This is a genomic window from Azospirillum melinis, from assembly GCF_013340935.1.
GTDB lineage: Bacteria > Pseudomonadota > Alphaproteobacteria > Azospirillales > Azospirillaceae > Azospirillum > Azospirillum melinis.
The window spans coordinates 290,224-315,856 of record NZ_WHOS01000003.1 but is presented as its reverse complement, the minus strand read 5'-3'; the positions used below and the strand labels follow the sequence as shown (position 1 = coordinate 315,856).

Sequence of the window (25,633 nt, the reverse complement as noted above, 5' to 3'; positions counted from 1 at the left end):
GGCTGGGCGGGGTGATCCTGGCCGGACCGGCGCTGATCGGCGCCACCGCGACCGAAGCGCTGCGCGGGACCGGCTTCACCGGTGCCGCGGTGACCGTCACCGGACTGCGCATCGCCGACGGATGGCAGGGGCTACGGCTGGAGATCACCGGCGACAGCGGCCCGCTCGAAGCAGCGGCCATGGCGCTGGATTTGCCGATGTCGGGCCGGCTGATCCTGTCCGGCGCGCTGGTGGTCGGGACGGATGGCGGCGCCGTGACCGTCACCCCCGACGGCTGTCTGCCGGCCAAGGCGGAAGGTCTGACGGTTTCCGGCCAGCGTCTCGACCTGCCACAGGGAGCGACGCTGTGCGCCGTGCAGAAGGGTGAGCTTCTGCGCTGGGCGCCCGACTCCATGACCGTCGCGGCAGAACTGCAAGCGCCGCGGCTCGACGTGCCGACGAGCAGTCTGGGGGCCGAGCAGGTCGTGCTGCGGCTGGGACAGGAGGGCACCGGACGGCGGGCGGATGCCACCGTCGCACGGTTGACCAACACAGCCAAGCCGGCACCCGTCGTTCCGCTGGCCGTCACCATGCAGGCGGTTCAGGTGGGGGAGGGTCCGTGGACCATCGACGGTACCGCCAAGGGCGCAAACGGTCTTCTCGCGGTCAGTCTGAACGGCACCTATGACCAGATCGCCGGTACCGGACGGTTGGAGGCGGTGGCGAAGCCGATCCACTTGGCCGAGAACGGACCCGGCCTCGCCGTCGTCTCGCCGTTGGGCGCCACCTTCCTGGAGAAAGCATCCGGCACGCTCTCGGGCAAGGCGACGCTTTCCCTGACCCCAAAGGGCCTGACCACGGCCGGCCAAGCGGTGGTCAAGGGATTGGCCGGCGCCGCCGGTCCGGTGACGGTCGCCGGTGTCAGCGGTACGGTCGCCCTGTCCAGCCTGTCGCCATCGGTGATCCCGGTCGGGCAGAAGCTATCCATCGGCCTGCTGGATGTCGGCATTCCGCTGACCGACGGGACGCTGCTGTTCGGTTATGGCCGTGACGGGCGTCTTGATGTCGACCGGGCGGAGTGGCGCTGGGCCGGCGGCACGCTCCATGCCGACCCGTTCGAACTGTCGCCCGACAAGCCGAAGGGGACGGTCACCCTGCATGCCGCCGGCATCGATGCCGCAAAGCTTCTGGAACTGATTGCCGTGGATGGCCTGGAGGCAAGCGGCAAGCTGGCCGGGACCCTTCCCGTGGTCCTTGCCGGCGACACGGTCACCTTAAACGGCGGTGTCCTCGAATCAGCGGGGCCCGGAACGCTGCGTTACGACCCCGCCCAGCCGCCATCCGGCCTGAAGGGGGAAGAAGGCAGCCCAACCGCCATGCTGATGGGCGCCCTGACCGACTTCCATTACGAAACCCTGCGGATCACCATCGACGGGCAGGCCGGCGGCGAACTCAGCGCCGGCTTCTCCCTGCGCGGGGCCAACCCGTCATTCTACGATGGCTATCCGGTTGCGCTTAACCTTAAGCTGTCCGGCGCGCTCGACCGGATTCTGCGCCAGAACCTCGACGTCTACCGGATTCCCGACACATTGCGGGAGCGGATGACCGGCTCCGACCAGAAGGACCACTGATCGCCACCATGGTTACCAGACTTTCCCACGCAGGCCTGACGGCTGCCCTGCTGATCTCCGCCTCCGTTGCCGCCTGCGCCCCGACGGTGAAGATCGAAGCGCCGGACAAGCCCATCGAGATCAACCTGAACGTCAGGATCGAGCAGGAGGTGCGGGTCAAACTGGAGCGCGACGTCGACGACGCGATCCGCAACGACCCCGCCCTGTTCGGTCTTCCCACCGACACCGCGCCTTCTTCGACGAAGGGGAAGAAGTGATGACGAGAAGCCCCATCAGCCGCCGGTATTTCAACCGGCTCGCCCTCTCCACCCTGGCCGCCGGACTGCTGGCGGTCGCGATGCCGCAACTGGCGCTGGCCCAGGATGCGCTGGCCGCCGCCAAGGCCGCCGGTCAGCTGGGTGAGCGCCCGGACGGGATGGTCGGCGTGGTTCCGGGCGCCCCCGCCTCCGCCCAGGCTTTGGCGCAGCAGGTGAACGCCCAGCGCCTGGCCCGCTATCAGGAGATCGCCAAGGGCAACGGCACGGCGCTGGACAAGGTCCAGGCGGTTGCCGGCCAGCAGTTGATCGAGCGCACCCCCGCGGGACAGTTCGTGATGACCGCCGCGGGCGAGTGGCAGCGCAAGTGACCTCGTTGCCCATGGTTGGAAAGGAGACTGGCAAGGGCGCCATCGCCGACCTGCGCCGCCACCTTGCCGGCAAAGCGGGCGACGCGGCGTTGCTGTCGGCCCTGTTCGCGGCACTCGACACGCTGGGGCAGGCCGGCACGCCGGAGGAGGCGGTCGCCCGCTCCAACCTTGGCGAGGCGTTGCGGCGTCAGGGCCGCCTTGCGGAGGCGGAGGCGCATCACCGCAAGGCGCTGGATTGGCTCCCCGATTTCGGCGGCAACCATTACAATTGGGGCGTGGCCCTGCAGGCATTCGGCCGTGCGGCGGAGGCTGCGGCAGCCTATGGCGAAGCCGCGCGGCTGATGCCCGGCTTCGCCCCGGCACCGTGCAACCAGGGTGTCCTCCTGCGCGAGCTTGGCCGTCTGGATGAGGCGGAAGCAGCGCTACGCCGGGCGTTGGAGCTTGATCACGCGCTGGTGCCGGCCCGGCTGGCCCTGGCCGCCCTGCACCGCGACCGCGGCGATCTGGACCGGGCCGCTGCCGGTTTCCGTGTCTGTCTGTGTTTGCTGCCCGATCTGGCGGAGGGACAAGCCAACCTTGCCCTTGCGTTGAAGGAGCGCGGGCAGCGCGGCGGTCCGGCGGAGGATGCGACGGCAAGCATCGTCGGTTTCGACCGCGCGCTACGCATCGGCTTGCCCGATGCCGGTGGCGTTCTGGCGCAGCTGGTACAGCAACATCGCCATCTCTGCCGCTGGGATGGGCTGCGGGCTCTGTCCACCCGGCTGGTGGATCTGGTGCGGGAGGGGCGGACGCAGCAGTCTCACCCCTGGATCTTCCTGGGGGAGGGAGCGGGGCCGGCGCTGGAGCGTGCCTGTGCCGAGCGCTATTCCGGCTGGAAGACGCGGGGCGTCCGGCCCGGCTTCCCGAAGCGCACCGACCGCGGAGCAAAGCTGCGGATCGGCTATCTCTCCGCCGATTTCCATGAGCACGCCACCGCGGTGCTGATCGCCGAGCTGATCGAACGGCACAACCGCGACCGCTTCGAAATCATCGGCTGTTCCTACGGCCCCGACGACGGCGGGCCGCTGCGCAAGCGGCTGGTCGCCGGTTTCGACCGCCTTCTCGACCTGTCGGCCCTGACCGACGAGGCGGCGGCCCGGCTGATCCATGCGGCGGGCATCGACATTCTGGTCGATCTGAAAGGCCACACCCAGAACGCCCGCCCGGGCATCGCCGCATACCGGCCGGCACCGGTGCAGGCGCAGTGGCTCGGCTATCCGGGCACGCTGGGCAGTACGACCATCGACTACGTCATCGCCGACCCGGTGGTGGCGCCTGCCAATCACCAGCGTTTCTACAGCGAGCGCATCGTCCATCTGCCCGACAGCTACCAGCCGAACGACCGGCACCGTGCCATCGGGCCGACACCGGGCCGCACCGACTGCGGGCTGCCGGCCGAGGCCGTAGTTTTCTGCGCCTTCAATGCGTCCTACAAGATCGGGCCGGAGCTGTTCGGTCGCTGGTGCCGGATTTTGCAACGCGTGCCGGGATCGGTCCTGTGGTTGCTGGACGGGCCGGCCGAGGTCGCTGCCAATTTGCAGGGTGCGGCTGCGGAGCGCGGTGTCGCGCCGGAACGCCTGATCTTCGCGCCGCGCCTTCCGGGACCGGCGCATCTGGCGCGCCACCGGCTGGCCGACCTGTTCCTCGATTCGGCCCCGGTCGGCGCCCACACCACGGCGAGCGATGCGCTGTGGGCCGGGCTGCCGGTGCTGACCGTTCCCGGCCGGTCCTTTGCCGGGCGGGTTGCCGCCAGCTTGCTGCACGCGGTCGGTTTGCCGGAACTGGCGGTGGCGGATTGGGACGCCTATGAGGCGACGGCGCAGCGGCTGGCGGGGGAGCCTGCCGAGCTGGCCGCTCTGAAGCTGCGGCTGGAGCAGGCCTGCGCCACCGCTCCCCTGTTCGACACCGACCGGTTCGCCCATTCCATCGAAGCAGCTTTTACAACCATGTGGGACATCCACGCGGCGGGAGAGCCGCCGCGCGGATTCGCCGTTCCGCCTCAGGGGTAGGCGCAGCGGTCGGCGGTCACCTCGACGAAGGAGCGCTGGGCCGCGGCGATGGTGAAGCGGTATTCGCTGTTGTCGACCACCAGCGACTGGTGCAGAGGCAGAACGCCGCTGACCGTGGTGCCCTTGCCGCCCATGCCGGTGATGCGGATCGTCACCGGCTGGCCCGGATCGAACCAGCTTTCGGCGTTGCCTTGCGGGTTGTGCGCCGATTGCCCCTCGCCGGTGACGGTGACGGTGCCGTTGCCGAAGGTCACGCCGCGCGCACCGCCCTTCAGCAGCGGAGTGCTCAGCGTAAAGCGCTTGGTGTCGGTCGGCTGGCAGTTGCGTGGCACCTGGGCCTGCGAGATGACGAAGGCGAGGCGGTTGGCGTCAAGCCCGCTTTTCAGCCGCTCCCCCACCAGCTGGCTCAGCTTGGCGAGATCGCCGGTCGGTACCTCGCGCTGAAGGCGGCCTTCCAGTTCCGCTGCGCGCGCCTCGGCGGTGCGGGCGGCATGCTGCATCTGGCTGGCCAGCAGTTCCAGCTCCGCCTTTTGGCGCGACAGTGTGGCGATCTCCTCGCGCAGGGTCACGTCGCGGCCCTTCAGCTGCTCGATTCCCATCTGGTAGGAGAAAAGCCCGACCCCCAGCACGAGTGCCGCCAGCAGCATGAACTTGATCACGCCGGCCCGCATGCGTTTGCGGTACCGTCTTTCGTAGTCGTAACGTCCCAGGGTCATGATTTCGGTCGTGGCGGGCTGTCTCGTCGGACCTCAATGGCTAAAGGCAACGGCCAGGGGATGCAACCCCCTGGCCATTGGTTTGTGCCGTCTTTTCCCGGGGAAAAGCGATTACTGGTTGGCCGACCCGCCGCCCAGGAAGCCGGCATTGATGCCCGGGCTCTTGAACTCGCCGACATTCTTAAAGACCAGACGGAAGAAGATGGTGTTGCCGTCCTTCTCGCCGGTGGTGCTGATCGTGTAGTCGCGACGGGCGATGGTCTGGAACAGCAGGCACTCGTCGCCATAGGTCAGCACGGCAAGGCTGGAGCGCGGGCCTGGCTGCGGCTCCATTGCCTGGGTGTGGGCGATGCCGATGTTCCAGCGATCGGTGAACTGCGACGAAACGCCGAAGTTCGCCTGCTCCACCCGGTTGCGGGTGACCGCGGTGCGGGAGGTCGTCTGGTCGACATAGGTGTAGGAGGTCGACAGACGCAGCAGCGGAACACCGGCCGAGGCGTTCAGCGAGTGGCGGCGCGGACGGAAGGTCTCGTGATCGACGCGGAAGCCGTAATTGACGTCCAGCCAGTCGGCGGGCTGCAGATCCAGGCGGCCGACATAATCGGACACCCGTTCCTCCAGTCCCGAATCGCCGGAGAAACCGGCGCTGCTGTCACTCATGCGAATGCTCTGGCCCAGGAACAGGCTGGCCGACCCCTGGGTGTAGCCGTAGATCGCTCCGCGCAAGCCGTAGGTGAAGCGCATGCCATCGTCCAGGCGGTCGATGCCGGTGAAGCGGTTGGGCTGCAGCAGGTTCACATCGTCGAATTCGACGTCCAGGCTGTCTTCGTTCGGGAAGAGGCGGCCGTTCGGCAGCTTCGGCGCGAAGGTCAGCTGACCGATGGGCTCAACCAGTTGTGACGAGCTTTCGCCATAGCGGACGAACGGATAGCGGACGGTGGCCTGCCCCTGCGGGAAGAAGCGGAAGCGGCTGATGTTGTCTTCGCCGCGGACCGTCGGGTCGTTGTAGTTGAACTGCTGCGCGGTATAGCCGGCGACAAGCACGCTGCCCGACAGGGTGGTGACGAAGCCAGCGTTGGAGACGATATTGCGCTCCCACCCCGGCTGAACCATGATGCGCTGGGTGTCGGGACCGGCATTCTTGAAGCGCGATACCGCCAGCAGGCTCGTATCGAACGACCAGCGGCCCCCCAACAGGCTGCCCGGCTCGCCCAGCGCGTTGTACTGCGCATAGGGCAGGGTAACTGGCTCCGGGATCGGGTTCCCGTACCGCATGTCCTGGAAGCTGTAGCCGGTGATCGCCGCATAGTTCCGGCCGTGGAAGCCTTCGACGAAGGCCTTGCTGGTCAGGTAATCCTCGCGGAAATCGTAATAGCGCCGCAGGAAGGTCGGGTCGCTGGCCCGCTTGATGTCGAAGCCGGCGCGCCACGTCTCGTCGATGTCGAACAGGCCGCGCGCCGCGACATAGCCACGGGTGCGCGTTTCCTTCGGCACGATGGTGGTGTTGGCGACGTCGCCGCGGGTGATGGCGCCTTCCAGCTCCAGTCGGCCGCTCTCGAACCGCTTGCGGTACTGGCCGCCCAGCAGCGGCCCCTGCTGCGAGTAGTAATGCAGGTCGAAGGTGGCGTCCTGGTCCGGCGCGATGTCCCAGTAATAGTGGGTCTTGAGGATCGCCCCGAGATTGGAGTTGTTGCCGAAAGACGGCGTCAGGAAGCCGCTCTTGCGGTCGACGGACGGATCGGGGTGCGACAGATAGGGCGTGTAGGCGACCGGGATGCCGAAGATCTCCATCGTCGCGTCGCGATAGCGGACTTCGTGCTCCTCGTTGTCGTGCACGATGCGCACGGCGCGGATCTGCCACAGCGGCGGACGGGTCGGGTCTTCCTTGCACAGGTCGCAAGGGCTGTAGACGCCGCGGCTGACGCGCGTCAGACGGCCCTCGCGCCGCTCACCCTCATTGCCTGCCATGCGGCCGTTGTCGGTCATCAGGACGCGGATGTTCTCGATGAACACGTCCTTCAGATCGTCGGTCAGTTCGGCGTAATCGGCGAAGACGATGTCGCCTGACGGCTCCACCAGCCGGATCTTGCCGGTGGCGGTTACGACCTTGGTCTTCTGGTTGTAGGTGATCTTGTCGGCGCGGACGCTGCGCTTGCCCTGGGCCAGCTCGACATTGCCGCTGGCGGTGACGACGCTGTTCACCTCGTCGAAGGTGACCTGATCGGCCGTCAGCAGAACGGGGTCCTGCTTCGATTCGGTGCCGCTCGCGCCGGCCTGGGCGGCCGGAGCGGCGGGCTTGCTGCCCGGAAGCGGTCCATCGGCCGGCTTGGGGGTCGGCTTCGGCGTCAGCGCCTGCTTGGCCGGCGTCTGGGCATTGGCCGAATCCGGAAGGGCCAGATCCACGGCGGCGACCCCACACGCCACCATCAGCCCGACGATGCCGGAGCGCAGGATGGGGTTGGCGACGGTCGGAGCTTTGGCGCGGGCGCGCCGGGAGACGTGCTTGGGCATGTCGGAACGATTGGGGGAAGCGAAAGCCCAAGTCAACGGTTTCAAGACCCTTCCGCGGGCAATGTCACCGTGTCGCCGTGCCCCCTGTGGCAGCGCTGCCGCAGCCGCCGCGCCGGAACCGGCTTCGGGGGCTGCGGTGCTTCATCCAGCGTCTCTCAATTCACCCGGAAGTTCTTGAACTGCCAGGGATCGTCTTCGTCGATGTCTTCCGGGAACAAGACATTGCGGTCCTGCAGAGGAGTCCAGTCGCCATAGGCGCCGACAACCTCGCCGAGATAGGGGGTGGCGATGTCCAGCACCCGGCGGAAGTCGACCTCGTCCGGTTCCACCAACCCCCGATTCGGGTTCTCCAGCGTCCAGACGATGCCGCCGAGAACGGTGGAGGTCACCTGCATCGAGGTGGCGTTGTTGTAGGGCGCGAGCGAGCGCGCCGTGTCGATGTCCAGCCGCGAGCCGTACCAGTAGGCGCCCTTGGGATGACCCATCAGCAGGACTCCCAACTCGTCCATGCCACCGGTGATCTCATGCATCATCAGCCGCTGCTCGGCTTGCATGTTATAATTCTTGCCGGCCAGCTCGTGCAGCGACATCACCCCATCGTCGCAGGGGTGATAGGCATAGTGGCAGGTCGGCCGGTAGACGACGCGGTCGCCGTCGCGCACCGTGAAATAGTCGGAGATCGAGATCGCCTCGCTGTGGGTGATGAGGAAGCCGTGGAACGGCCCCTCCAGCGGGGTCCAGGTGCGCACGCGCGTCGCCGCGCCGGGGCGCATCAGGTAGATGGCGGCGTCGCAGCCGAATTCGTGCCGGCGGCCGTCGGGCGGCAAGTCCTTCTCGTGCGTGCCCCAGCCCAGCTCGGCCGGCTGGCAGCCTTCGCTGACGAAGCCGTCGATCGACCAGGTGTTGACGAACTCGCCGATCTGCTTGGGCTGGTTCGACACCTGGGTGTCGCGCTCGGCCACATGGATGGTTTTGATGCCAAGCCTCTGCGCCAGCCGGCCCCAGCCGTCGCGGTCGGTCGGGACATCGGTTTCCACGCCGGTGTCGGCGGCGATGTTCAGCAGCGCCTGCTTGACGAAATGCGACACCAGACCCGGATTCGCCCCATGGGTGATCAACGCGGTCGGGCCGCCCTCGTAACGGCCGCGCAGCGCCAGCGCCGATTCGCGCAGCGCATAGTTGGAGCGCAGCGACGGCGACAGGCTGGAATCGGTGTAGCCGCCCGCCCACGGTTCGGTGCAGGTGTCGGTGTAGAAGGCGCCGACCCGCTGGCAGAACTCGATCAACGCAAGCGACGAGACGTCGACCGACAGGTTGACCAGGAAATCGCCCTTGTCGATCAGCGGCTTCAGAATCTGGAAGAAATTGTCGTTGTCGAGCGGGTTGTTGTGGAAGGCGACGCCGTAAAGCTCCGCTTCCTCGCGCCCGCGCTCCTCGGCGGTGACGATGGTGATTCGGTCGGCCGTAAGTCCGTCGATGTGACGGAGAAGCAGCGGCAAGACACCCTGGCCAATCGAACCGAATCCAACGATGACCATGCGGCCTGTGAACGTGCAGAGCTTCGTGTCCAGGGCCATGATTTTTTGTCTCCCCGAGGTAGTTTAGGCCGACGACATAAGCCGGCGCTCCCGCCCACTTCTGAGAAGCGGAAACGGGACGCGCCGGGCGACTGAATGTTACGGATGTCTTTACGCTTTATCCACAGAAACCGGCTTTGCGTTCAGGCCGCGCAGGAGCGAAGCTCGTAACCGGGAGTGGCGAGCAGGGGGGCGTCCGACACCTCGACGACGCGCGCCTGGTCGAAACCGTTGAAGGCCGTGCGCAGGCAGGAGCCATAGGCGCCGAGCTGCCCCAACTCGATCCAGTCGCCGGCCTTCACGTCGGCCGGCAGGTGGAAGGGGCCGGCCATCTTGTCGGCGCTGTCGCAGGTCGGGCCGTAGAAGCTGAAGGCCTCATCCTCTGCATCGGTCATCGCCTCGAACGGACGGATCAGCCGCGCCGGGAAGCGGAAGCCGGGCACGCCGGCGTCCGACAGAGCGCCATAGACGCCGTCATTGATGAACAGCTCGCCGCCGCGCCGCTTCACCACCTGAACGACCAGCGAGACGCCGGGGGCGACCAGCGCGCGGCCGGGCTCGCACCACAGGCGGCAATGCGCCGGCAGGTCGATGGCGGCGACGCCGCGGGCGATGGCGGCCATGAAGTCGCCGAGCGGCGGCGGGGTGACGCCCGGATAGGACACCGGGAAGCCGCCGCCGACATCCAGGACGTCGAGGTCGACGCCGCTCTCGGCGATGACATAGCCGGCCAGCGCGATGGCGCGCTCATAGGCCGACGGGTCGAGCATCTGCGAGCCGACATGGAAGGACAGCCCGACCTTCGCCGCCGCAGCGCGGGCGGCGCGGAGCAGCTCCACCGCATCGGTGATGGCGGCGCCGAACTTGCCGGACAGGTCGTAGACGGCGTTGCCCTTCGGCAGCGACAGCCGAACGACGAGGCCGAGGTCGGCGGCGCCGTCCGTCTCCTCCATGATTTTGTCCAGCTCTTCCCGGCTGTCGAGGACGAAGTCGCGGACGCCATACTGGTGATAGGCGTTGCGGATCGCCTGACGGCCCTTGACCGGGTGCATGTAATGCAGGACGGCGTCCGGGAACATCTGACGGATCAGGCGGATCTCACCGGGGGAGGCGACGTCGAAATGGCGCACGCCGCCGGCCCACAGGGCGCGCAGCACCGCCGGCTCGGGGTTGCACTTCACGGCATAGAGCACGTCGCCGCCACGGGCGACCGCATCGGTCGCACCGGCGAATGCTCTCAGGAAGCTGTCGGCGGTGTCGGCCAGAACGCCGGGACGGATGCAGTGCATCGGCTCTTCCGGGCGGTGCAGGGCAACGGCCTGCGCCACGGTCGAGCGGCGGCCGGTGGACAGGGAAACGGCGCTGCTGTCGTTCAGGCCGACGCGGCGGAGCGGGGTGACGGCGGAACGGGAACGCAGGAAACCCATGGCGCACTCCTATCCCCGGACGGCGGCGTGCAGGCCGGTCCGGTGAGCAGACGGCAATCCCCAACCGCGTCACGAACCGGCCAGCACAGGAGCGGGCGCAGGTGGCGCAGCGGAATCGGCGATTGATCGGATTTGGGAAGGGGGAGACGGAAAAAGCCGGTGCGAGCAGCGGCCCCGGGCTGTGAAGCTCCAGGCAACAGCGCGTCGTTTACCGGCTAAAGGGCTACCGTCTCACAGCCCCACCGTGGGCAGCGTACATACTGACCTCCCTCTCGGGACCGACCCACTGGAATGGTCGGTTCTGCCAAAAAGGACGCGGTACGTCGTAGCATAACCACAGAGGGCCATAGGCACGTGCGGGTGCGTCGTGCCGATTGATTTACGCTTTTCCGCCCGTGATTCAAGTGAATTTTTTGAGGCGGGAATAGGGCGGATTCAGGCTGCCTGCGCAGCTTCCGGCTCGAATGGCGGGAAGCGCGCGGCGATGGCGTCGCCGGTCAGGGTGGCTACCCAACCGTCGGGGCGGCCGAAGAAACGGATCGTGGTGAAGCACGGCTTCGGCCCCATGTCGAACCAGTGCGGCGTGCCGGCGGGAATGCTCAGCAGGTCGCCGGCTTCGCACACCACACGGAAGACGCGAGCCTTCAGGTGGATATAGAAGGCACCGGTACCCTCGACGAAGAAGCGCGCCTCGTCCTCGTCATGGGTGTGTTCGTCCAGGAACTTGGCACGCAGGGCGGCGATGCCGTCCGTCTGTGGGGTGACGCGGACGACATCCGCCGTGAGGAAACGGCGCGCCCGCTTCAGCCGCTCGATGGGGACGGCATAGGCGTGCAGCACGGCATCCGCATCGCTATCGGCGGGAAGGAGGGTATCGGCGCTCCAGCGTTCGTAGAGAATGCCTGCATGGGCGAGGTGAGCCGTGATCAGGGCCGCATCGGACGTTCGGAGTTCCGGCCGGCGGGCATCGCTCTCCAGATATACGGTCAGATCGCTCACCGCGCGCACTCCTGCCGAATGGACAGGCACAACGTGAAGTGCCGACAGGCGCAGCGCAATACGCCGAATCGCAGCCGCGACTGTTCGCCGCGCATTGGCGGCTGTACCGCAGCTCGACAGTCAGCGGCTGCGTTGCAGGCCGACCGTCACCCCCACCGCGACCGCCAGCAGAAGACCGACGAAGGCGGCCACCCCGGTCCAGCCATAGCCATGCCAGAACAGCCCGCCGAGCGTCCCGGCGAGCGTCGAGCCCAGGTAATAGCAGAACAGATAGATGGAGGAGGCTTGGCCGCGCGCCACCGCGGCGCGGCGACCGATCCAGGCCGAAACGATGGAGTGGGCGCCGAAGAAGGCGAAGGTGAACAGGGCGATGCCGAAGGCGATGGCGAACAGACCGTCGATCTCCATCAGCGCCAGCCCGGCCACCATCAGGGCCACCGCCGCCGCCAGCGTGCGGTTCGACCCAAATCGGCCCGACCAGCCTCCGAACAGCGGAGAGCTGACGACGCCGAAGCTATAGACCAGGAACACCGCGCCGACGACGGCCGGGCGCAGTTCGAACGGCGGCTCGCTCAGCCGGAAACCGATATAGTTGAAGACGGTGACGAAGCCGCCCATCAGCAGGAAGCCGAGCGAGAAGAGCCCGAGCAGAGACGGATCGGTCAGCAGTCCGCGCCAAGCCCGCACCAGGGCCGCCAGCCCGGCGGCGCGGCGGACGAAGTGCCGCGACGGGGGCAGGGCGAACCAGACCGTGACAGCGGCTGCAACAGCCAGCGCACCGACCACCCCGACCGCCAGCCGCCAGCTGCCGAGATCGGTGAGGACGGCGGTCAGAACCCGGCCCGACATGCCACCAATGGCCGTACCGCCAATATAGAGTCCCATGGCGACGCCGGCCGATTTCGGATCGACCTCTTCGGAGACGTATGCCATCGCCACGGCGGGCAGGCCGCTCAGCGCCAGACCCTCCAGCGCCCGCACCGCCAGGAAGCCATGCCAGCCCGGCATCAGCGCGCCGACGATCCCGAGGATGCCGGCGCCGAGCAATGCCGCGACCATCACCGGCTTGCGGCCGATGCCGTCGGAAATGGCACCGGCCACCAGCAGCGCCACAGCCAGGATGCCGGTGGTCAGGGAGAGCGACAGGCTCGATTCCGCCGGCGTCACCCCGAACTCGCGTACGAAGTCGGGCAGCAGCGGCTGGACGCAGTAGAGCGTGGCGAAGGTGGAGAAGCCGGCGACGAACAGGATGCGGCTGGCGCGCCGGTAGGCCGGCGTGCCCGACACCAGGTAAGCGGGCGATTCATTATCCTGCACTGCCACAATCCCTCACTGCCAAAAAATCTGCTGCGCTTTAGAAGATTCGCCACGCTCCCATGCGAACGGCCGGCGGACAGTGTGCGCCGAGGGAAAAATTGTCCAAGCCCCCAAAGTCTTGCCCGTCATGCTCTGGACGCAATCCGACGACATCCGGTCCCAGATCCGGATTGCCCGGGCGGAATCGGGGCCAGCCGATACTTGGCTGTTTCGCGACTTCTCAAGATTTGATTTCCGTTCTATGGTCCGTCGGAAACGGTTCTGACCTCGTGGCTGCGGTAGTCGTAGTCCGATCGATTTCTCTCCTTTTGTCGAGACCGGTAATGAAAAAAGAATATTTCGTCGATGATTACGAGAAGCTGGTTGCGGCCTTGAAGAGCGTTGAGCCCATCGACGTAGCGATGAGCAAGGCGGTCGGTGGCGCTTACGAGATTTTCGGTCATATCGAATGTCTGGTACTGGAGCAGCATGGTCTGGCGAACGGTATGTCCGTTTTCGATTTTGGATGCGGCAGCGGTCGACTGTCCACGGCGCTTTCGCAGAAGTGGGAAATCGAATATCTTGGGGTGGACGTTGTTGACGACCTCCTTCGTTTTGCCGCCTCGAAGGCTCCGCCACACTACCGCTTCCTTCTGAATCATGGGCTGTCAATCCCTGTGCCCGACGCTTTTGCCGACATCTGTTGCGCCTTCAGCGTCTTCACCCATCTCAGGCACGAGGATTCCTACCTTTACCTGACGGATCTGGTGCGTGCCGCAAAGCCGGGCGGTCGCATCATCTTCTCGTTTCTGGAATTCGCCGATCCGAACCACTGGACGATCTTTACCGACACGGTCGCGGCCCGTCGGCAGTCGGTTCTGCCGCACCTGAATGTTTTCATCGAGCGCAATGCGATCTCACGCTGGGCTGCACATCTGGGGTGTCCGCAGGTCGCCTTCGTCGATTCCCATGACCCGCGCTGGGGCGGCCATGCCCTGGGACAGTCCGTCGCCGTGCTGACCAAGCCGGCTGCCTGAGCAGAGCACCCGATGCACGGCATCATCGGGGGCACCGACGATGGCCGACTCCATCCGTACCGACCGGCGCTACGGCCTTGCACTGGACCTTGGCGGGGTCGCGCCGTATAACCAGTGCCCCACACAATTCGTTGATTGTTCGAGCCATGCACGACCTTCGCGCCATCCGTGAGAATCCCGAAGCCTTCGACCACGGCCTTGGCCGCCGGGGACTGGCGCCGATGTCGTCCTCCGTGCTCGACCTCGACAGCCGCCGCCGCGCCGCGCAGACCCAGATGCAGGAGATGCAGGCCCGCCGGAACGAGGCGGCAAAGGAAATCGGCCTCGCCAAGCGCGAGGGGCGCGATGCCCAGCCGATTCTGGACGAGATGGCGATCCTGAAGGACCGCCTGCCCCAGGTGGAGGAGGAGGAACGCGCGCTCGGCGCCGAACTCGACGCCATCCTGGCGGGGATCCCCAACATCCCGGCCGACGACGTGCCGGACGGCCCGGACGAGACCGCCAACGTCGAGGTCCGCCGCTGGGGCACGCCGGCCGACATCGCCAACCCCAAACAGCATTACGAGCTGGGCGAGGCGCTGGGCCTGATGGACTTCGAGGCGGCGGCCCGCATGTCCGGCGCCCGCTTCACCGTGCTGAAGGGCGGGCTGGCCCGTCTTGAACGCGCGCTCGCCGACTTCATGCTGGACATCCACACGTCGGAGCACGGCTTCACCGAGATCGCCCCGCCGCTGATGGTGCGCGACACCGCCCTGTTCGGCACCGGCCAGTTGCCGAAATTCGAGGAGGATCTGTTCAAGACCACCTCGTCCGATCATTACCTGATCCCGACCAGCGAGGTGCCGCTGACCAATCTGGTCAACGACCAGATCGTGGCGTCGGAGGAATTGCCGCTGCGCTACACCGCACTGACCCCCTGCTTCCGGGCGGAAGCCGGATCGGCCGGGCGCGACACCCGCGGCATGATCCGCCAGCACCAGTTCTGGAAGGTGGAGATGGTCGCCATCACCGCGCCGGAACAGTCGGAGGACGAGCATCAGCGCATGACCCGCTGCGCCGAGACGATCCTGGAGCGGCTGGGCCTGCCCTACCGCACCATCGTGCTGTGCACCGGCGACATGGGCTTCTCATCGCGCAAGACCTATGACGTCGAGGTATGGCTTCCGGGCCAGAACGCCTACCGCGAGATCTCCAGCATTTCCAACTGCGGCGATTTCCAGGCCCGGCGGATGAAAGCCCGTTGCCGGGCCAAGGGCGAGAAGCAAACTCAATTCGTGCACACCCTCAATGGATCGGGTGTGGCGGTCGGGCGCTGCCTGATCGCGGTTCTGGAGAATTACCAGCAGCCCGACGGTTCGATCCTGGTTCCTGAAGCGCTCCGTCCCTACATGCGCGGAGTGGAGAGGATTTCCATCTGATGTTCGACCTGCCGCTCGACCTGTCCCGGACCCGGATCCTCGTCACCAACGACGACGGCATCCATGCCCAGGGATTGAAGGTCCTGGAAGCCATCGCGCGCGAACTGTCCGACGACGTCTGGGTCGTGGCGCCGGAGATGGAGCAGTCGGCGGCCAGCCATTCGCTGACCATCAACCGGCCGCTGCGCCTGCGCAAGCTGGATGAACGCCGCTTCACCGTCGACGGCACGCCGACCGACTGCGTGCTGCTGGCGGTCAACCATGTGATGAAGGACGCCCGTCCGACGCTGGTTCTGTCCGGCGTCAACCAGGGCTCCAACATCGGCGAGGATGTGACCTATTCCGGCACCATCGCCGCGGCGATGGAGGCGACCCTGCTGAACGTGCCGGCCATCGCCATGAGCCAGCATTACGAGCCGGGCCAGCCGATCGACTGGTCCGCCGCCGCCGCCCATGGCGCCGACGTGGTGCGCAAGGCGGTGACGGTGGCCTGGCCGAAGAACGTGCTGCTGAACGTCAACTTCCCGGCCCGCCCGGCCGCGGAGGTGACCGGCATCCAGGTGGTGCGCCACGGCAAGCGCAAGATCGGCGACGAGCTGTTCGAGCGTGTCGACCCACGCGGCAAGCCCTACATCTGGATCGGCACGCTGCGCGGCGAAGCCGACGTGGCGGACGACACCGACATCCATGTCGTCTTCAACGGCGGCATCTCGGTGACACCCGTCTATCTCGACCTCACCCATACGCCGACGTTGCAGACGTTGAGGCAGGCCTTCGTGTGACATACAACCCGCGCAAGATCCGCTTGCTGATGGCCCTTCGCGGGGCCGGCGTCACCGACACACGAGTGTTGGCGGCCATCGAGCGGATCCCGCGCGAGCTGTTCGTCCCGGAGGCCTTCCAGGACCGGGCGTGGGAGGACACGGCGCTGCCGATCGATCTGGGCCAGACCATCAGCCAGCCGCTGGTGGTCGGCCTGATGACCCAGGCGCTGGAGCTGCTCCCGCGACATCTTGTCCTGGAGGTCGGAACCGGCTCCGGATATCAGGCGGCGGTGCTGTCGCGGCTCTGCCGCCGGGTCTTCACCATAGAGCGGCTGAAACCGCTTCTGCGTGAGGCCGAGGGGCGGTTCAGGACGCTCGACATCGGCAATATTACCACGCGGCTCGGCGACGGGACGCGGGGTTGGCCGGAGCAGGCGCCCTTCGCCCGTATACTGGTCACAGCCGCCGGTGGGCCGGAGCCGCCAAAAGACTTGACGGATCAACTCGCCATTGGTGGTGTCTTGGTCATTCCGTTGGGGACCGATCACCGCGACCAGAGGGTCGTGCGTTTCCGGCGCTCCGAAGCTGGCCTTATCCGGGAGGACCTGTGGCCCGTCCGTTTCGTTCCGCTGCTGTCCGACCCGCCGCAATCGGTCTGTTCCGCATGAAACCCGCATTTTCCAAGCGCGTCCTGCCCGCTCTGGTCCTGTCCACCGCCGTGCTGGCGCTTGGCGCCTGCGAGCGGGTGGGGGGGCTTGCCCCCTTCACCACGGTTTCCGAGGTGCCGGATTCGGCCGGCGGCGCCATCAGCGTGCAGAAAGGCGACAGCGCTTACAGCCTGTCGCGCCGCTACAATGTGCCGCTGCGCGACCTGATCGAGGCGAACAAACTGGCTCCGCCCTACCGGCTGGAAGTCGGGCAACGGCTGGTGCTGCCGACCTCGCGCCAGTACATCGTGCAGAAGGGCGACAGCCTCTACAGCATCTCCCGGATGCACAATGTCGACGTCAGCGAACTGAGCCGGCTGAACAACCTGACCCCGCCCTATGCGGTGCAGGTCGGCCAGCCCCTGCGCCTGCCGGGCAGCAATGACAGCGGCGGGACCATGATCGCCTCTGGGAACGCCTCCGGCGGTGCCGTGCCGCTGACGCCGCAGGGCTCGCCCGCCGGTCGCGGGTCGGTGCAGGCGGCCGAGCTTCCGCCGCCCGGCGCGTCCTCATCCGGCTCCGTATCCTCCGGCGGAATTGCCGCAACGCCGCTGCCGCCGCCGTCCAAGCCGGGAGCCGTGCCGGAACCGGCCGCAGCGCCCCCTGCCGCAGCCGGCGACACCGCCTATCAGCCGGGCCAGGCGCCGACCATGCTGCGTCCGCCCGGCAGCAAGCCGGCGGCCACGCCGATTCCGGCACCAGCCGCTCAACCCGCTCCTCCTGCCGCCGCTCCGCAGCAGGAGGTTGCCGCCGCTGCACCGCCGCCGAAGCCGGAACCGAAGGCCGAGGTCGGCGCCCCACCGCCGCGCGGTGGCGCCCGCTTCCTGTGGCCGGTGAAGGGCAAGCTGATTTCCGGCTACGGGCCAAAGCCGGATGGTCTGCACAATGATGGGCTGAACATTGCTGCCGCGAAGGGGACCGCCGTGTTCGCCGCCGACAACGGCGTGGTCGCCTATGCCGGCAATGAACTGCGCGGCTTCGGCAACCTGCTGCTGCTGAAGCATTCCGACGGCTGGATCACCGCCTACGCCCACCTCGACAAGATCGAGGTGGAGCGCGGCGCTTCGGTGAAGCGGGGACAGGTGATCGCCCGGGTCGGCCAGACCGGCGGCGTGTCCTCGCCCCAGCTGCATTTCGAGCTGCGCAAGGGCAGCCAGGCCGTCGACCCGAGCGACCAGATGGACCGCAAGGTCAGCGAAGGGGCTTCCCGAGGCGGCCAGCCAAGTCCTGGATGAACTGCCAGGCGACCCGGCCCGACCGGCTTCCGCGCGTGACCGACCATTCGACGGCCTCGGCGCGCAGCCGGTCTTCCGGGATTTCCAGGCCGAAATGGCGGACATAGCCGTCGATCATCGCGAAATAGGTGTCCTGGTCGCAGTTGTGGAAGCCCAGCCACAATCCGAAGCGGTCCGACAGCGACACCTTCTCCTCAACCGCTTCCGCCGGGTTGATGGCGGTCGACCGCTCGTTCTCGATCATGTCGCGCGGCATCAGGTGCCGGCGGTTCGAGGTGGCGTAGAACACCACATTGTCCGGCCGCCCCTCGATGCCGCCGTCCAGCACCGCCTTCAGCGACTTGTAATGGGCGTCGTCATGGTCGAAGGACAGGTCGTCGCAGAACAGGATGAAGCGGCGCGCCTCGCCCTTCAGCCGGGTCAGCAGGCGGGGCAGGGTGGGGATGTCTTCGCGGTGGATTTCTACCAGCGCCAGTTCGCCCGGCCGCTCCGCGCAGATGGCGGCATGGGCGGCCTTGACCAGCGAGCTTTTGCCGGTGCCGCGGGCTCCCCACAGCAGGGCGTTGTTGGCCGGCAGGCCGGCGGCGAAACGGCGGGTGTTATCCAGCAGGATCTCCCGCTGCCGCTCAATGCCCTGAAGAAGCATGATGTCGACGCGGTTGACCACGGGAACCCCTTCCAGACGGTCTGGATCGGGATGCCAGACGAAGGCGTCCGCCGCACCGAAGTCCAGCGGCCGTTCCGGGGGCGGGGCGAGACGTTCCAGCGCCTCTGCGATGCGGGTCAGCAAGGGGACGAGCGCCTGATCGGCACCGGACTTTTCGCCAGGGCTTTTGATTGAGTGCGACATAATTTTCCGGAAATTTTTTCTGGATGTTCCATGGAAAGTGGGTGACCGCGCAGCCATCTTTCCGACGCCTTCGCACGGTAACACAGCAAGGCAAGCACACAAGCTGTGGTGCGCCCGCGGATTGTGGCGCATCACCATTGCATCCCGGTCATGGGCGGCTATAGTCGCGGCGTCCCGGCGGAACGCCGATCCGGTGCCGAGACCAAACCTGTAAGGAGCTTCCAGATGTTCGTTTCGACGGCTTATGCACAGACGGCGGCCCCGGCTGGCGGCGGCGGTGACATGCTCGTCCAGTTCGCGCCGCTGATCCTGATCTTCGTCGTCTTCTACTTCCTGCTGATCCGTCCGCAGCAGAAGAAGATGAAGGAGCATAAGGCGATGCTGTCGGCCATCCGCCGTGGCGACCGCGTCGTGACCGGCGGCGGCATCATCGGCATCGTCACCAAGGTCGGCACCGACGACGAGATCACCGTCGAGATCGCAGAGAACGTGCGCGTGCGCTGCCTGCGTTCGACCGTCAATCTGGTTCTCGCCAAGACCGAGCCGGCCGGAAAGTCCGGCGGCGATGCCGCTCCGGTCGCCGATGGCGAGACCAAGCCGGCCGACACCACCGCCGCCGGCGGGATCGGCAAGCTGTTCGGCCGCAAGTAAGCCGCAGCCGGGCCCCTCTTCCACGGGTCGGCCCGAAGGCGCTTCCCGTCCGGCCCGGCCGGTCGCCCCACCGACGGGGGGGGCCGGTCGCCCGGACCGGGTGTCTGATCGGATTCGAGTGACGCATGCTCTATTTTTCGCGCTGGAAGATTTACCTGATCCTGGCGACCTGCATCGCCGGGTTCATCCTGATGCTGCCCAACTTCATGGGCCGCGACACGCTGGCGGCGCTGCCGTCCTGGTACGCCAACACCCGGGTGTCGCTGGGTCTCGACCTGCGCGGCGGATCGCATCTGTTGCTTGAAGTCGACATGGCCACCGTCATCCGCGACCGCGTGGAAGGTCTGGTGGACGGCGCGCGGCAGCAGCTGCGCACCGCCAATGTCGGCTACACCGCGCTGAACGCCGGCGAGCGCGCCGTGACCGTCCAACTGCGCGACCCGGCCCAGGCCGAGGAGGCCGTGAAAGCCCTGCGCCAGCTCTCCAGCCCGGTGGGCCGCACGGCTCTGGGCGGTGGGCAGCCGGACCTCGACGTGACCGTCAATGGCGGCACGGTGACCGTGGCGCTGAGCGAGGTCGCCCTGCGCGACCGCGCCACCCAGGCCATCGAACAGTCGATCGAGATCGTCCGCCGCCGCATCGACGAGACCGGGGTGAACGAGCCGACCATCGCCCGCCAGGGCAACGACCGCATCCTGGTCCAGTTGCCCGGCGTCGAGGATCCCGACCGCATCAAACGGCTGCTCGGCACCACCGCCAAGATGACCTTCCGCTTGGTCGACGTGAACGCCGATCCCAGCAGCGGTCGCGCCCCTCCGGGGTCGGAGATCCTGCCGTCGACCGAGGGTGATCGCTACCAGTCCAAATACGTCATCCGCAAGAAGGTCGAGGTCGACGGCGCCACGCTGCAGAACGCGTCGGCCGGCACCAACCCGCAGACCGGAGAATGGGTGGTGAACTTCGAGTTCAACACCGCCGGCGCCAACCGGTTCGCCGAGGTGACCAAGCAGAATGTCGGCCGGCCCTTCGCCATCGTGCTCGACAACAAGGTCATCAGCGCCCCGGTCATCCGCGAGCCGATCACCGGCGGCCGCGGCCAGATCAGCGGCAACTTCACCGCCGCCAATGCCAACGACCTTGCCGTCCTGCTGCGCGCCGGCGCGTTGCCGGCTCCGCTGAAGGTGATCGAGGAACGTACCGTCGGCCCCGACCTTGGCGCCGATTCCATCCGCGCCGGCCTGACCGCTGTCGTCGTCGGCTTCGTGATGGTCTGCGTCTATATGATCGCCAGCTACGGGCTATTCGGCGCCTTCGCCTGCTCGGCGCTGTTCGTCAACCTCGTGCTGACGCTCGCGGCGCTGTCGCTGCTGCACGCCACCCTGACGTTGCCCGGCATTGCCGGCGTGCTGCTGTCGCTGGGTCTGGCGGTCGACGCCAACATCCTGATCAACGAGCGCATCCGCGAGGAGACGAAGAAGGGCCGTGGGGTCTTCGCCTCGATGGAAGCCGGCTTCAGCCGCGCCTACAGCACCATCGTCGACAGCAACCTGACGACGGCCATCAAGATGGCGCTGCTGTTCGTCTTCGGCACCGGCACGATCAAGGGCTTCGCCGTCACCATCACCTTCGGCATCCTCATCTCCATGTTCACCGCCACGGTGCTTGTGCGCCTGATGATGGTGACGTGGCTGCGCCGGACGCGTCCGGCCGTGTTGCCGGTCTGAGAGGTCTTCCGATGTTCCATCTCCGCCTCGTCCCCGACAACACCAAGATCCCCTTCATGAACGGCCGCATCGCCGGCCTCGTCGTGTCGGCGATCCTGTCCATCGCGTCCATCGTCCTGTTCTTCCATCCCGGCCTGAATTACGGCATCGACTTCCGTGGCGGCATCGTCATCGAAGCCCGCACGCCGCAGGCCGCCGATTTCGCTTCGCTCCGCCATACGCTGTCCGGCCTCGGCATGGGGCAGGTGGCGTTGCAGGAGTTCGGGTCGCCGCAGGACGTGCTGATCCGTCTCGAGCGGCAGCCCGGCGACGACGCCGCCCAGCAGGCCGCCGCCGACAAGGTGCGCAACACGCTGGCGCAGTCCATTCCCGGCACCCAGGTCCGCCGTGTCGAAGCGGTCGGCGCGTCGGTCAGCGGCGAGCTGTTCGCCAACGGCATGCTGGCGCTGGGCCTCGCCATGCTGGCGATGCTGGTCTACATCTGGTTCCGCTTCGAATGGCAGTTCGGCTTCGGCGCGGTGGTGACGCTGATCCTCGACATCACCAAGATCGTCGGCTTCTATGCCATCACCGACATCCAGTTCAACCTGACGGCCGTGGCGGCGATCCTGACCGTCATGGGGTACTCGGTGAACGACAAGGTCGTCGTTTATGACCGCATGCGCGAGAATCTGCGCATCTACAAGAAGATGCCGCTGCGCGACCTGATCGACATGTCGATCAACGAGACGCTGAACCGTACCGTCGGCACCTCGGTCTGCACCCTGCTGTCGATCATTCCGCTGGCGCTGTTCGGCGGCGAGGCGCTACAGGACTTCGGCATCGTGCTGATCTTCGGCGTTATCCTTGCGACCAGCTCGTCGGTGTTCATCGCCGCCCCCATCTTGCTGTTCCTTGGCGAGAACCGCCTGCGGCGCGGTTCTCCCGATGCCGCTTCGGCGGGCAACACCCCGGCGACCACGCCGTAACGCCGGACGTTTGGGGAAGGAGAGGGCAGCATGGCCGACATCATGCCGATGATTCCGTCGGACCGTCAGGTCATCGACGGCTACGGTCCGGGACAGTTCTGTATTTCCGGCCAGTGGCGCGTCGGCGCGGTGATCGTCCTGCCCGACCGCACCCTGGCGTGGGAGGCGACCGATGTCGCCTCCCTTTCGGTGGGGGACTTCGCTCCGGTGCTGGCGGCGGAGCCGAAGGTGGAAATCCTGCTGCTCGGCACTGGTGGCACCATGCGGATGATTCCGAAGGCCCTGCGCCTGGCCCTGCGCGAGCAGGGCATCGTGGTGGAGCTGATGGACAGCCGTGCGGTGTGCCGGACCTACAATGTACTGTTGGCCGAAGGTCGGCGGGTGGCTGCGGCGATGCTGCCGGTATAAATCCGAATACCCTCACCGGAAACGACAAAGGCGCCCGAAAGGGCGCCTTTGCTTTTTCATACCTCGACAGGAAACCTTACGCAGCCAGCTGCTCGGCGGCGAAGTCCCAGTTGGCAAGGTTGTCGATGACCGCCTTCACGAAATCGGCGCGGCGGTTCTGGAAATCGACGTAGTAGGCATGCTCCCACACGTCGATGGTGAACAACGGCTTCTGGCCGTGGGCCAGCGGGGTGTCGGCGTTGCCGGTCTTGCCGACCTTCAGCTTGTCGCCGTCCAGGTACAGCCAAGCCCAGCCCGAGCCGAACTGGGTCAGGGCGGCCTGGGTCAGCTCCTCCTTGAACTTCTCGACGCTGCCGAAGTCGGCGACGATGCGCTGCTCCAGGGCGGCCGGCATCTTGCCGCCGTCCTTCTTCAGGCACTGCCAGAAGAAGGTGTGGTTCCACACCTGGGCGGCGTTGTTGAAGATGCCGACCTTGGACGAATCGCCGGCAGAGGCCTTGATGACCTCCTCCAGGCTGGCGTTGGCCAGCGGCGTGTCCTTGGTCAGGTTGTTCAGGTTGGTGACGTAGGTCTGGTGGTGCTTGTCATGGTGCAGGTGCAGGGTCTCCGACGAGATGTACGGAGCCAGAGCATCATACGCATACGGAAGCGGCGGAAGTTCGAACGCCATTTGATTTACCCTCTCTTCTTTGATTGTCCTTCCGGGCCGGGCCTTGCGAGCACGGCACCTCCGTCCGACCAAATAGGCCGATGACGGAAGCTTGTGAAGGCCGGAAACACTCTCGAACGCCGTATAGGGTTATTTCCATTCGACAAAGTGGCCTCCGCCGCCCGGTTTCCCGAGCGCACGGCAGCCTCCAAGGTGGCGGGAAGCCCCGTTTCCGTCCAGTCGCCGGCCAGCGTCAGGTTGCTCCAGCGCGTGCGCGTTTCCGGTCTGAGCGCGACCGATTCGGGGGACTGGTCGGGCGTCGCCCGCCGCTCCTTCACCGCGCGGAAAGGCGGAATCGGCTCCCCGAGTCGCGATGGCGGGTGCAGGTGGGGGACGATCTCCGCCCACAGCCGGCCGGCGATCTCATCGACCGGCAGGTCGGCCAGCGCATCCGCGTCGCTGACGGTGACCGACAGCAGGTCGTCGCGGGCGAACAGCCATTCCGCGGTTCCGCCGACCAGCCCGACGAATGGCAGGCCGCCCGGCAGCCGCACCGGCCCGTCGAGCTGGAAGTGCAGATTGACGATGGCCGATCCCGGTGGCGGCACGGTCAGCCCCGGCACCAGCCGTTCCGCCACCCAGGCCGGTGCAGCGACGATCATGCTGTCGGCAGGCCCGAGCGTCACGGCGCTGCCGGCGGCGGCAAATCCGCTCACGCGGTCCTGATCGAAGGTCAACCCATCGACCCGGGCGCCGAGATGCAGCGCGGCACCGCGCGCCCGCAGCCGTGCCAGGGCCGGTTCGACGAAGGCGGCGGACAGGCCGCGCGGCGCCAGCACCGGCCGGCAGGCTGCCTCGCCGCGCAGCAGCGTCTCGCGCAGCACCGCGCCGAACAGACGGGCCGAGATGCGCTCCATCGGCCCGTTCAGCGCGGACACCGCCAGAGGGCGCCACAGCGGCTCGAACAGCGCTCCACGGGGGGGAAGGCGGTCGGCAACCGACTGCGCCCGCCCGGCCGTCAGGCAGCGCAGGGCGGCAAGATAGTCGAGCGGCCGACTGCCCGGCACCCGGCGCGCCGGGTCGAACAGCCACAGCCCACCGGGACGGAGGGTCCAGACAGCACCGCCGCGCAGATCGAGGAAGGGAAACGCCGCCGGCCGCAGTTCCTCCAGCGCATCGGATCCGCCGGTCCGCCGGGCATAGTCGAGCAGAGCCCGGTTGCCGCTGAGCACCATATGGTTGCCGTTGTCGATCAGCCGGCCGAGCGACGCGTCATGGAAGCTTCGGCAGCGGCCACCGGCCTGCGGAGCCTGATCGTAGAGCGCGACGCACTGCCCCGCCTCCACCAGCCGGACCGCGGCAGCCAGCCCGGCGAGCCCGGCGCCGATGACATGGACGGTTCCGGTGCCGCTCATCAGCCAGCCGGAGGGATGCCGAGCATGCAGCGCACCGCCACCCAGGCGCTTTCCCGCCGACCGACGCGGACGCGGACCTTCAGGTCGCGCCAGCCGGCGGCGCGCAGACGCTTCAGCAGACGGTGGTACAGCACCATCATGGCGGTTGCCGCCCACAGCGATCCGCGCGCCTGCCCGGCGATGGCGGAGCGTGCCTCGGCAAAGCGGGCTTCCGCGAGATCGGCCAGCGCCTCACAGGCCTTGGGCAGGGCGGTGTGGGCCAACACCTCGTCCGGGTCATTGCTTTGGATGCCGGCGGCCCGCAGCAGTTCGTGCGGCAGGTACAGCCGGCGCAATTCTGCATCCTCGGCCAGATCGCGCAGGATATTGGTCAGTTGCAGGGCCTCGCCCAGCGCCAGGGCGAAGCGCTCCGTGGCCGGGTCGGCACGGTCGAAGACACGGATCGCCAGCATGCCGACGGCGCCGGCGACGCGCCGGCAATAGAGCCGCAGGGTGTCGAGATCGGGAGCCTGCATGCCCCCGGACTCCTCGCCGGCGACATCCATCGCCATGCCGTCGATCAGCGCCTCAAACTCGGCCCGCGGCAGCCCGTAGCGCTCGATGGCGCCTTTCAGCGCAGCGGTCAGCGGGCCACCGGGGGCACCGCCGACATAAAGGTCGCGGATGTCGCGGCGCCAGACGTCGAGGGCGGCCCGCTTGTCGGCAGGCTCGCCCGGTTCGTCGGCGATGTCGTCGATACGGCGGCAGAAGGCATAGATGGCGAACATCGCCGCCCGCTTGGAGGCGGGCAGCAGACGCATCGGCCAATAGAAGGTGCTGCCCGACTTGGCGGTGACGGAGGTCGCCGTATCGGGTGCCTTCCTGTCCGGCGCGATTTTGTCCGGCGACGTCGTGGATACCGGTTCCAGCGGGGCCGTCTCCAGCGGCGGAGGGGTCATCTGTACATCCTGGGCATTGCACGTCGTGACGTGCCTGACGGTGCACGTCGCGACGTGTGG

23 protein-coding genes are annotated in these 25,633 nt (G+C 67.2%); 13 read left to right on the top strand and 10 right to left on the bottom strand.

What is annotated here, in order from left to right; all coding sequences use genetic code 11:
* The 4 genes from GBZ48_RS04755 to GBZ48_RS04740 form a co-directional block, all read left to right on the top strand.
* The coding region (locus GBZ48_RS04755; protein WP_174469958.1) for an intermembrane phospholipid transport protein YdbH family protein at positions 1-1,610 on the top strand (1,610 nt) is incomplete at its 5' end.
* Positions 1,611-1,618: 8 nt separating this feature from the next.
* The gene (locus GBZ48_RS04750; protein ID WP_174469957.1) at positions 1,619-1,867 is read left to right on the top strand and encodes a YnbE family lipoprotein; all 249 of its coding nucleotides are present in this window, start codon (positions 1,619-1,621) and stop codon (positions 1,865-1,867) included.
* Positions 1,867-2,235: a YdbL family probable chaperone protein gene (locus tag GBZ48_RS04745; protein ID WP_174469956.1), complete on the top strand. Its 369-nt coding sequence runs from the start codon at positions 1,867-1,869 to the stop codon at positions 2,233-2,235. Before GBZ48_RS04750 ends, GBZ48_RS04745 begins: the two co-directional genes overlap by 1 nt.
* Before the next feature lie 11 nt (positions 2,236-2,246).
* Positions 2,247-4,283, top strand: a complete 2,037-nt coding sequence (locus tag GBZ48_RS04740; protein WP_174469955.1) for an O-linked N-acetylglucosamine transferase, SPINDLY family protein — start codon at positions 2,247-2,249, stop codon at positions 4,281-4,283.
* On the opposite strand, the gene GBZ48_RS04735 is transcribed toward GBZ48_RS04740, so the two are convergent.
* The 6 genes from GBZ48_RS04735 to GBZ48_RS04710 form a co-directional block, all read right to left on the bottom strand.
* Positions 4,274-4,999 carry a hypothetical protein gene (locus GBZ48_RS04735; protein WP_174469954.1) on the bottom strand — a complete coding sequence of 242 codons (726 nt, stop codon included), beginning with the start codon at positions 4,997-4,999 and terminating at the stop codon, positions 4,274-4,276. The genes GBZ48_RS04740 and GBZ48_RS04735 overlap by 10 nt on opposite strands.
* A 111-nt stretch (positions 5,000-5,110) precedes the next feature.
* Positions 5,111-7,510: an LPS-assembly protein LptD gene (locus GBZ48_RS04730; protein WP_174469953.1), complete on the bottom strand. Its 2,400-nt coding sequence runs from the start codon at positions 7,508-7,510 to the stop codon at positions 5,111-5,113.
* 155 nt (positions 7,511-7,665) lie between these two features.
* Positions 7,666-9,087, bottom strand: a complete 1,422-nt coding sequence (locus tag GBZ48_RS04725; RefSeq protein ID WP_174469952.1) for a homospermidine synthase — start codon at positions 9,085-9,087, stop codon at positions 7,666-7,668.
* 143 nt (positions 9,088-9,230) lie between these two features.
* A complete protein-coding gene (locus GBZ48_RS04720) occupies positions 9,231-10,514 on the bottom strand; it encodes a type III PLP-dependent enzyme (RefSeq protein WP_174469951.1) in 1,284 nt (427 codons plus the stop codon).
* Positions 10,515-10,949: 435 nt separating this feature from the next.
* Positions 10,950-11,513, bottom strand: coding sequence for a cupin domain-containing protein (locus GBZ48_RS04715; protein WP_174469950.1), 564 nt, complete (start codon positions 11,511-11,513; stop codon positions 10,950-10,952).
* A gap of 120 nt (positions 11,514-11,633) precedes the next feature.
* Entirely contained in the window at positions 11,634-12,830 is a 1,197-nt protein-coding gene (locus tag GBZ48_RS04710; protein WP_174469949.1) for an MFS transporter, read from the bottom strand.
* Between the two features lie 323 nt (positions 12,831-13,153).
* On the opposite strand from GBZ48_RS04710, the gene GBZ48_RS04705 reads away from it, so the two are divergent.
* The 5 genes from GBZ48_RS04705 to GBZ48_RS04685 all read left to right on the top strand — a co-directional run bounded on the left by GBZ48_RS04705 (position 13,154) and on the right by GBZ48_RS04685 (position 17,970).
* Positions 13,154-13,846 carry a class I SAM-dependent methyltransferase gene (locus GBZ48_RS04705; protein ID WP_174469948.1) on the top strand — a complete coding sequence of 231 codons (693 nt, stop codon included), beginning with the start codon at positions 13,154-13,156 and terminating at the stop codon, positions 13,844-13,846.
* 146 nt (positions 13,847-13,992) lie between these two features.
* Positions 13,993-15,264 carry a serine--tRNA ligase gene (serS, locus tag GBZ48_RS04700; protein WP_174469947.1) on the top strand — a complete coding sequence of 424 codons (1,272 nt, stop codon included), beginning with the start codon at positions 13,993-13,995 and terminating at the stop codon, positions 15,262-15,264.
* Positions 15,264-16,046, top strand: a complete 783-nt coding sequence (gene surE, locus GBZ48_RS04695) for a 5'/3'-nucleotidase SurE (RefSeq protein WP_174469946.1) — start codon at positions 15,264-15,266, stop codon at positions 16,044-16,046. Before serS ends, surE begins: the two co-directional genes overlap by 1 nt.
* Entirely contained in the window at positions 16,043-16,696 is a 654-nt protein-coding gene (locus tag GBZ48_RS04690) for a protein-L-isoaspartate(D-aspartate) O-methyltransferase (protein WP_174469945.1), read from the top strand. Before surE ends, GBZ48_RS04690 begins: the two co-directional genes overlap by 4 nt.
* Entirely contained in the window at positions 16,693-17,970 is a 1,278-nt protein-coding gene (locus GBZ48_RS04685) for a LysM peptidoglycan-binding domain-containing M23 family metallopeptidase (protein WP_174469944.1), read from the top strand. Before GBZ48_RS04690 ends, GBZ48_RS04685 begins: the two co-directional genes overlap by 4 nt.
* Here the strand turns inward: GBZ48_RS04685 and GBZ48_RS04680 are convergent.
* Complete coding sequence (locus GBZ48_RS04680; RefSeq protein WP_174469943.1) at positions 17,927-18,820, bottom strand: ATP-binding protein; 894 nt, start codon at positions 18,818-18,820, stop codon at positions 17,927-17,929. The two genes, GBZ48_RS04685 and GBZ48_RS04680, sit on opposite strands and share 44 nt — an antisense overlap.
* Before the next feature lie 225 nt (positions 18,821-19,045).
* Here GBZ48_RS04680 and yajC point away from each other — a divergent pair, with 225 nt between their 5' ends.
* The 4 genes from yajC to GBZ48_RS04660 all read left to right on the top strand — a co-directional run bounded on the left by yajC (position 19,046) and on the right by GBZ48_RS04660 (position 22,571).
* On the top strand, positions 19,046-19,471 hold the full coding sequence (gene yajC, locus GBZ48_RS04675) for a preprotein translocase subunit YajC (protein ID WP_174469942.1): 426 nt from the start codon (positions 19,046-19,048) through the stop codon (positions 19,469-19,471).
* A gap of 125 nt (positions 19,472-19,596) precedes the next feature.
* Positions 19,597-21,195, top strand: coding sequence for a protein translocase subunit SecD (gene secD, locus GBZ48_RS04670; RefSeq protein ID WP_174469941.1), 1,599 nt, complete (start codon positions 19,597-19,599; stop codon positions 21,193-21,195).
* An 11-nt stretch (positions 21,196-21,206) separates the two neighbouring features.
* On the top strand, positions 21,207-22,163 hold the full coding sequence (gene secF / locus GBZ48_RS04665) for a protein translocase subunit SecF (protein WP_174469940.1): 957 nt from the start codon (positions 21,207-21,209) through the stop codon (positions 22,161-22,163).
* Between the two features lie 30 nt (positions 22,164-22,193).
* On the top strand, positions 22,194-22,571 hold the full coding sequence (locus GBZ48_RS04660) for an Mth938-like domain-containing protein (RefSeq protein ID WP_174469939.1): 378 nt from the start codon (positions 22,194-22,196) through the stop codon (positions 22,569-22,571).
* 76 nt (positions 22,572-22,647) lie between these two features.
* Here the strand turns inward: GBZ48_RS04660 and GBZ48_RS04655 are convergent, their stop codons facing one another.
* The 3 genes from GBZ48_RS04655 to hpnD are packed head-to-tail and all read right to left on the bottom strand — an operon-like array spanning position 22,648 to position 25,573.
* The gene (locus tag GBZ48_RS04655) at positions 22,648-23,241 is read right to left on the bottom strand and encodes a superoxide dismutase (protein ID WP_174469938.1); all 594 of its coding nucleotides are present in this window, start codon (positions 23,239-23,241) and stop codon (positions 22,648-22,650) included.
* Positions 23,242-23,246: 5 nt separating this feature from the next.
* On the bottom strand, positions 23,247-24,635 hold the full coding sequence (gene hpnE / locus GBZ48_RS04650) for a hydroxysqualene dehydroxylase HpnE (protein WP_174469937.1): 1,389 nt from the start codon (positions 24,633-24,635) through the stop codon (positions 23,247-23,249).
* Positions 24,635-25,573, bottom strand: a complete 939-nt coding sequence (hpnD, locus tag GBZ48_RS04645; RefSeq protein WP_174469936.1) for a presqualene diphosphate synthase HpnD — start codon at positions 25,571-25,573, stop codon at positions 24,635-24,637. The genes hpnE and hpnD overlap by 1 nt, the downstream gene beginning before the upstream one ends.
* Between the last annotated feature and the right edge of the window lie 60 nt (positions 25,574-25,633).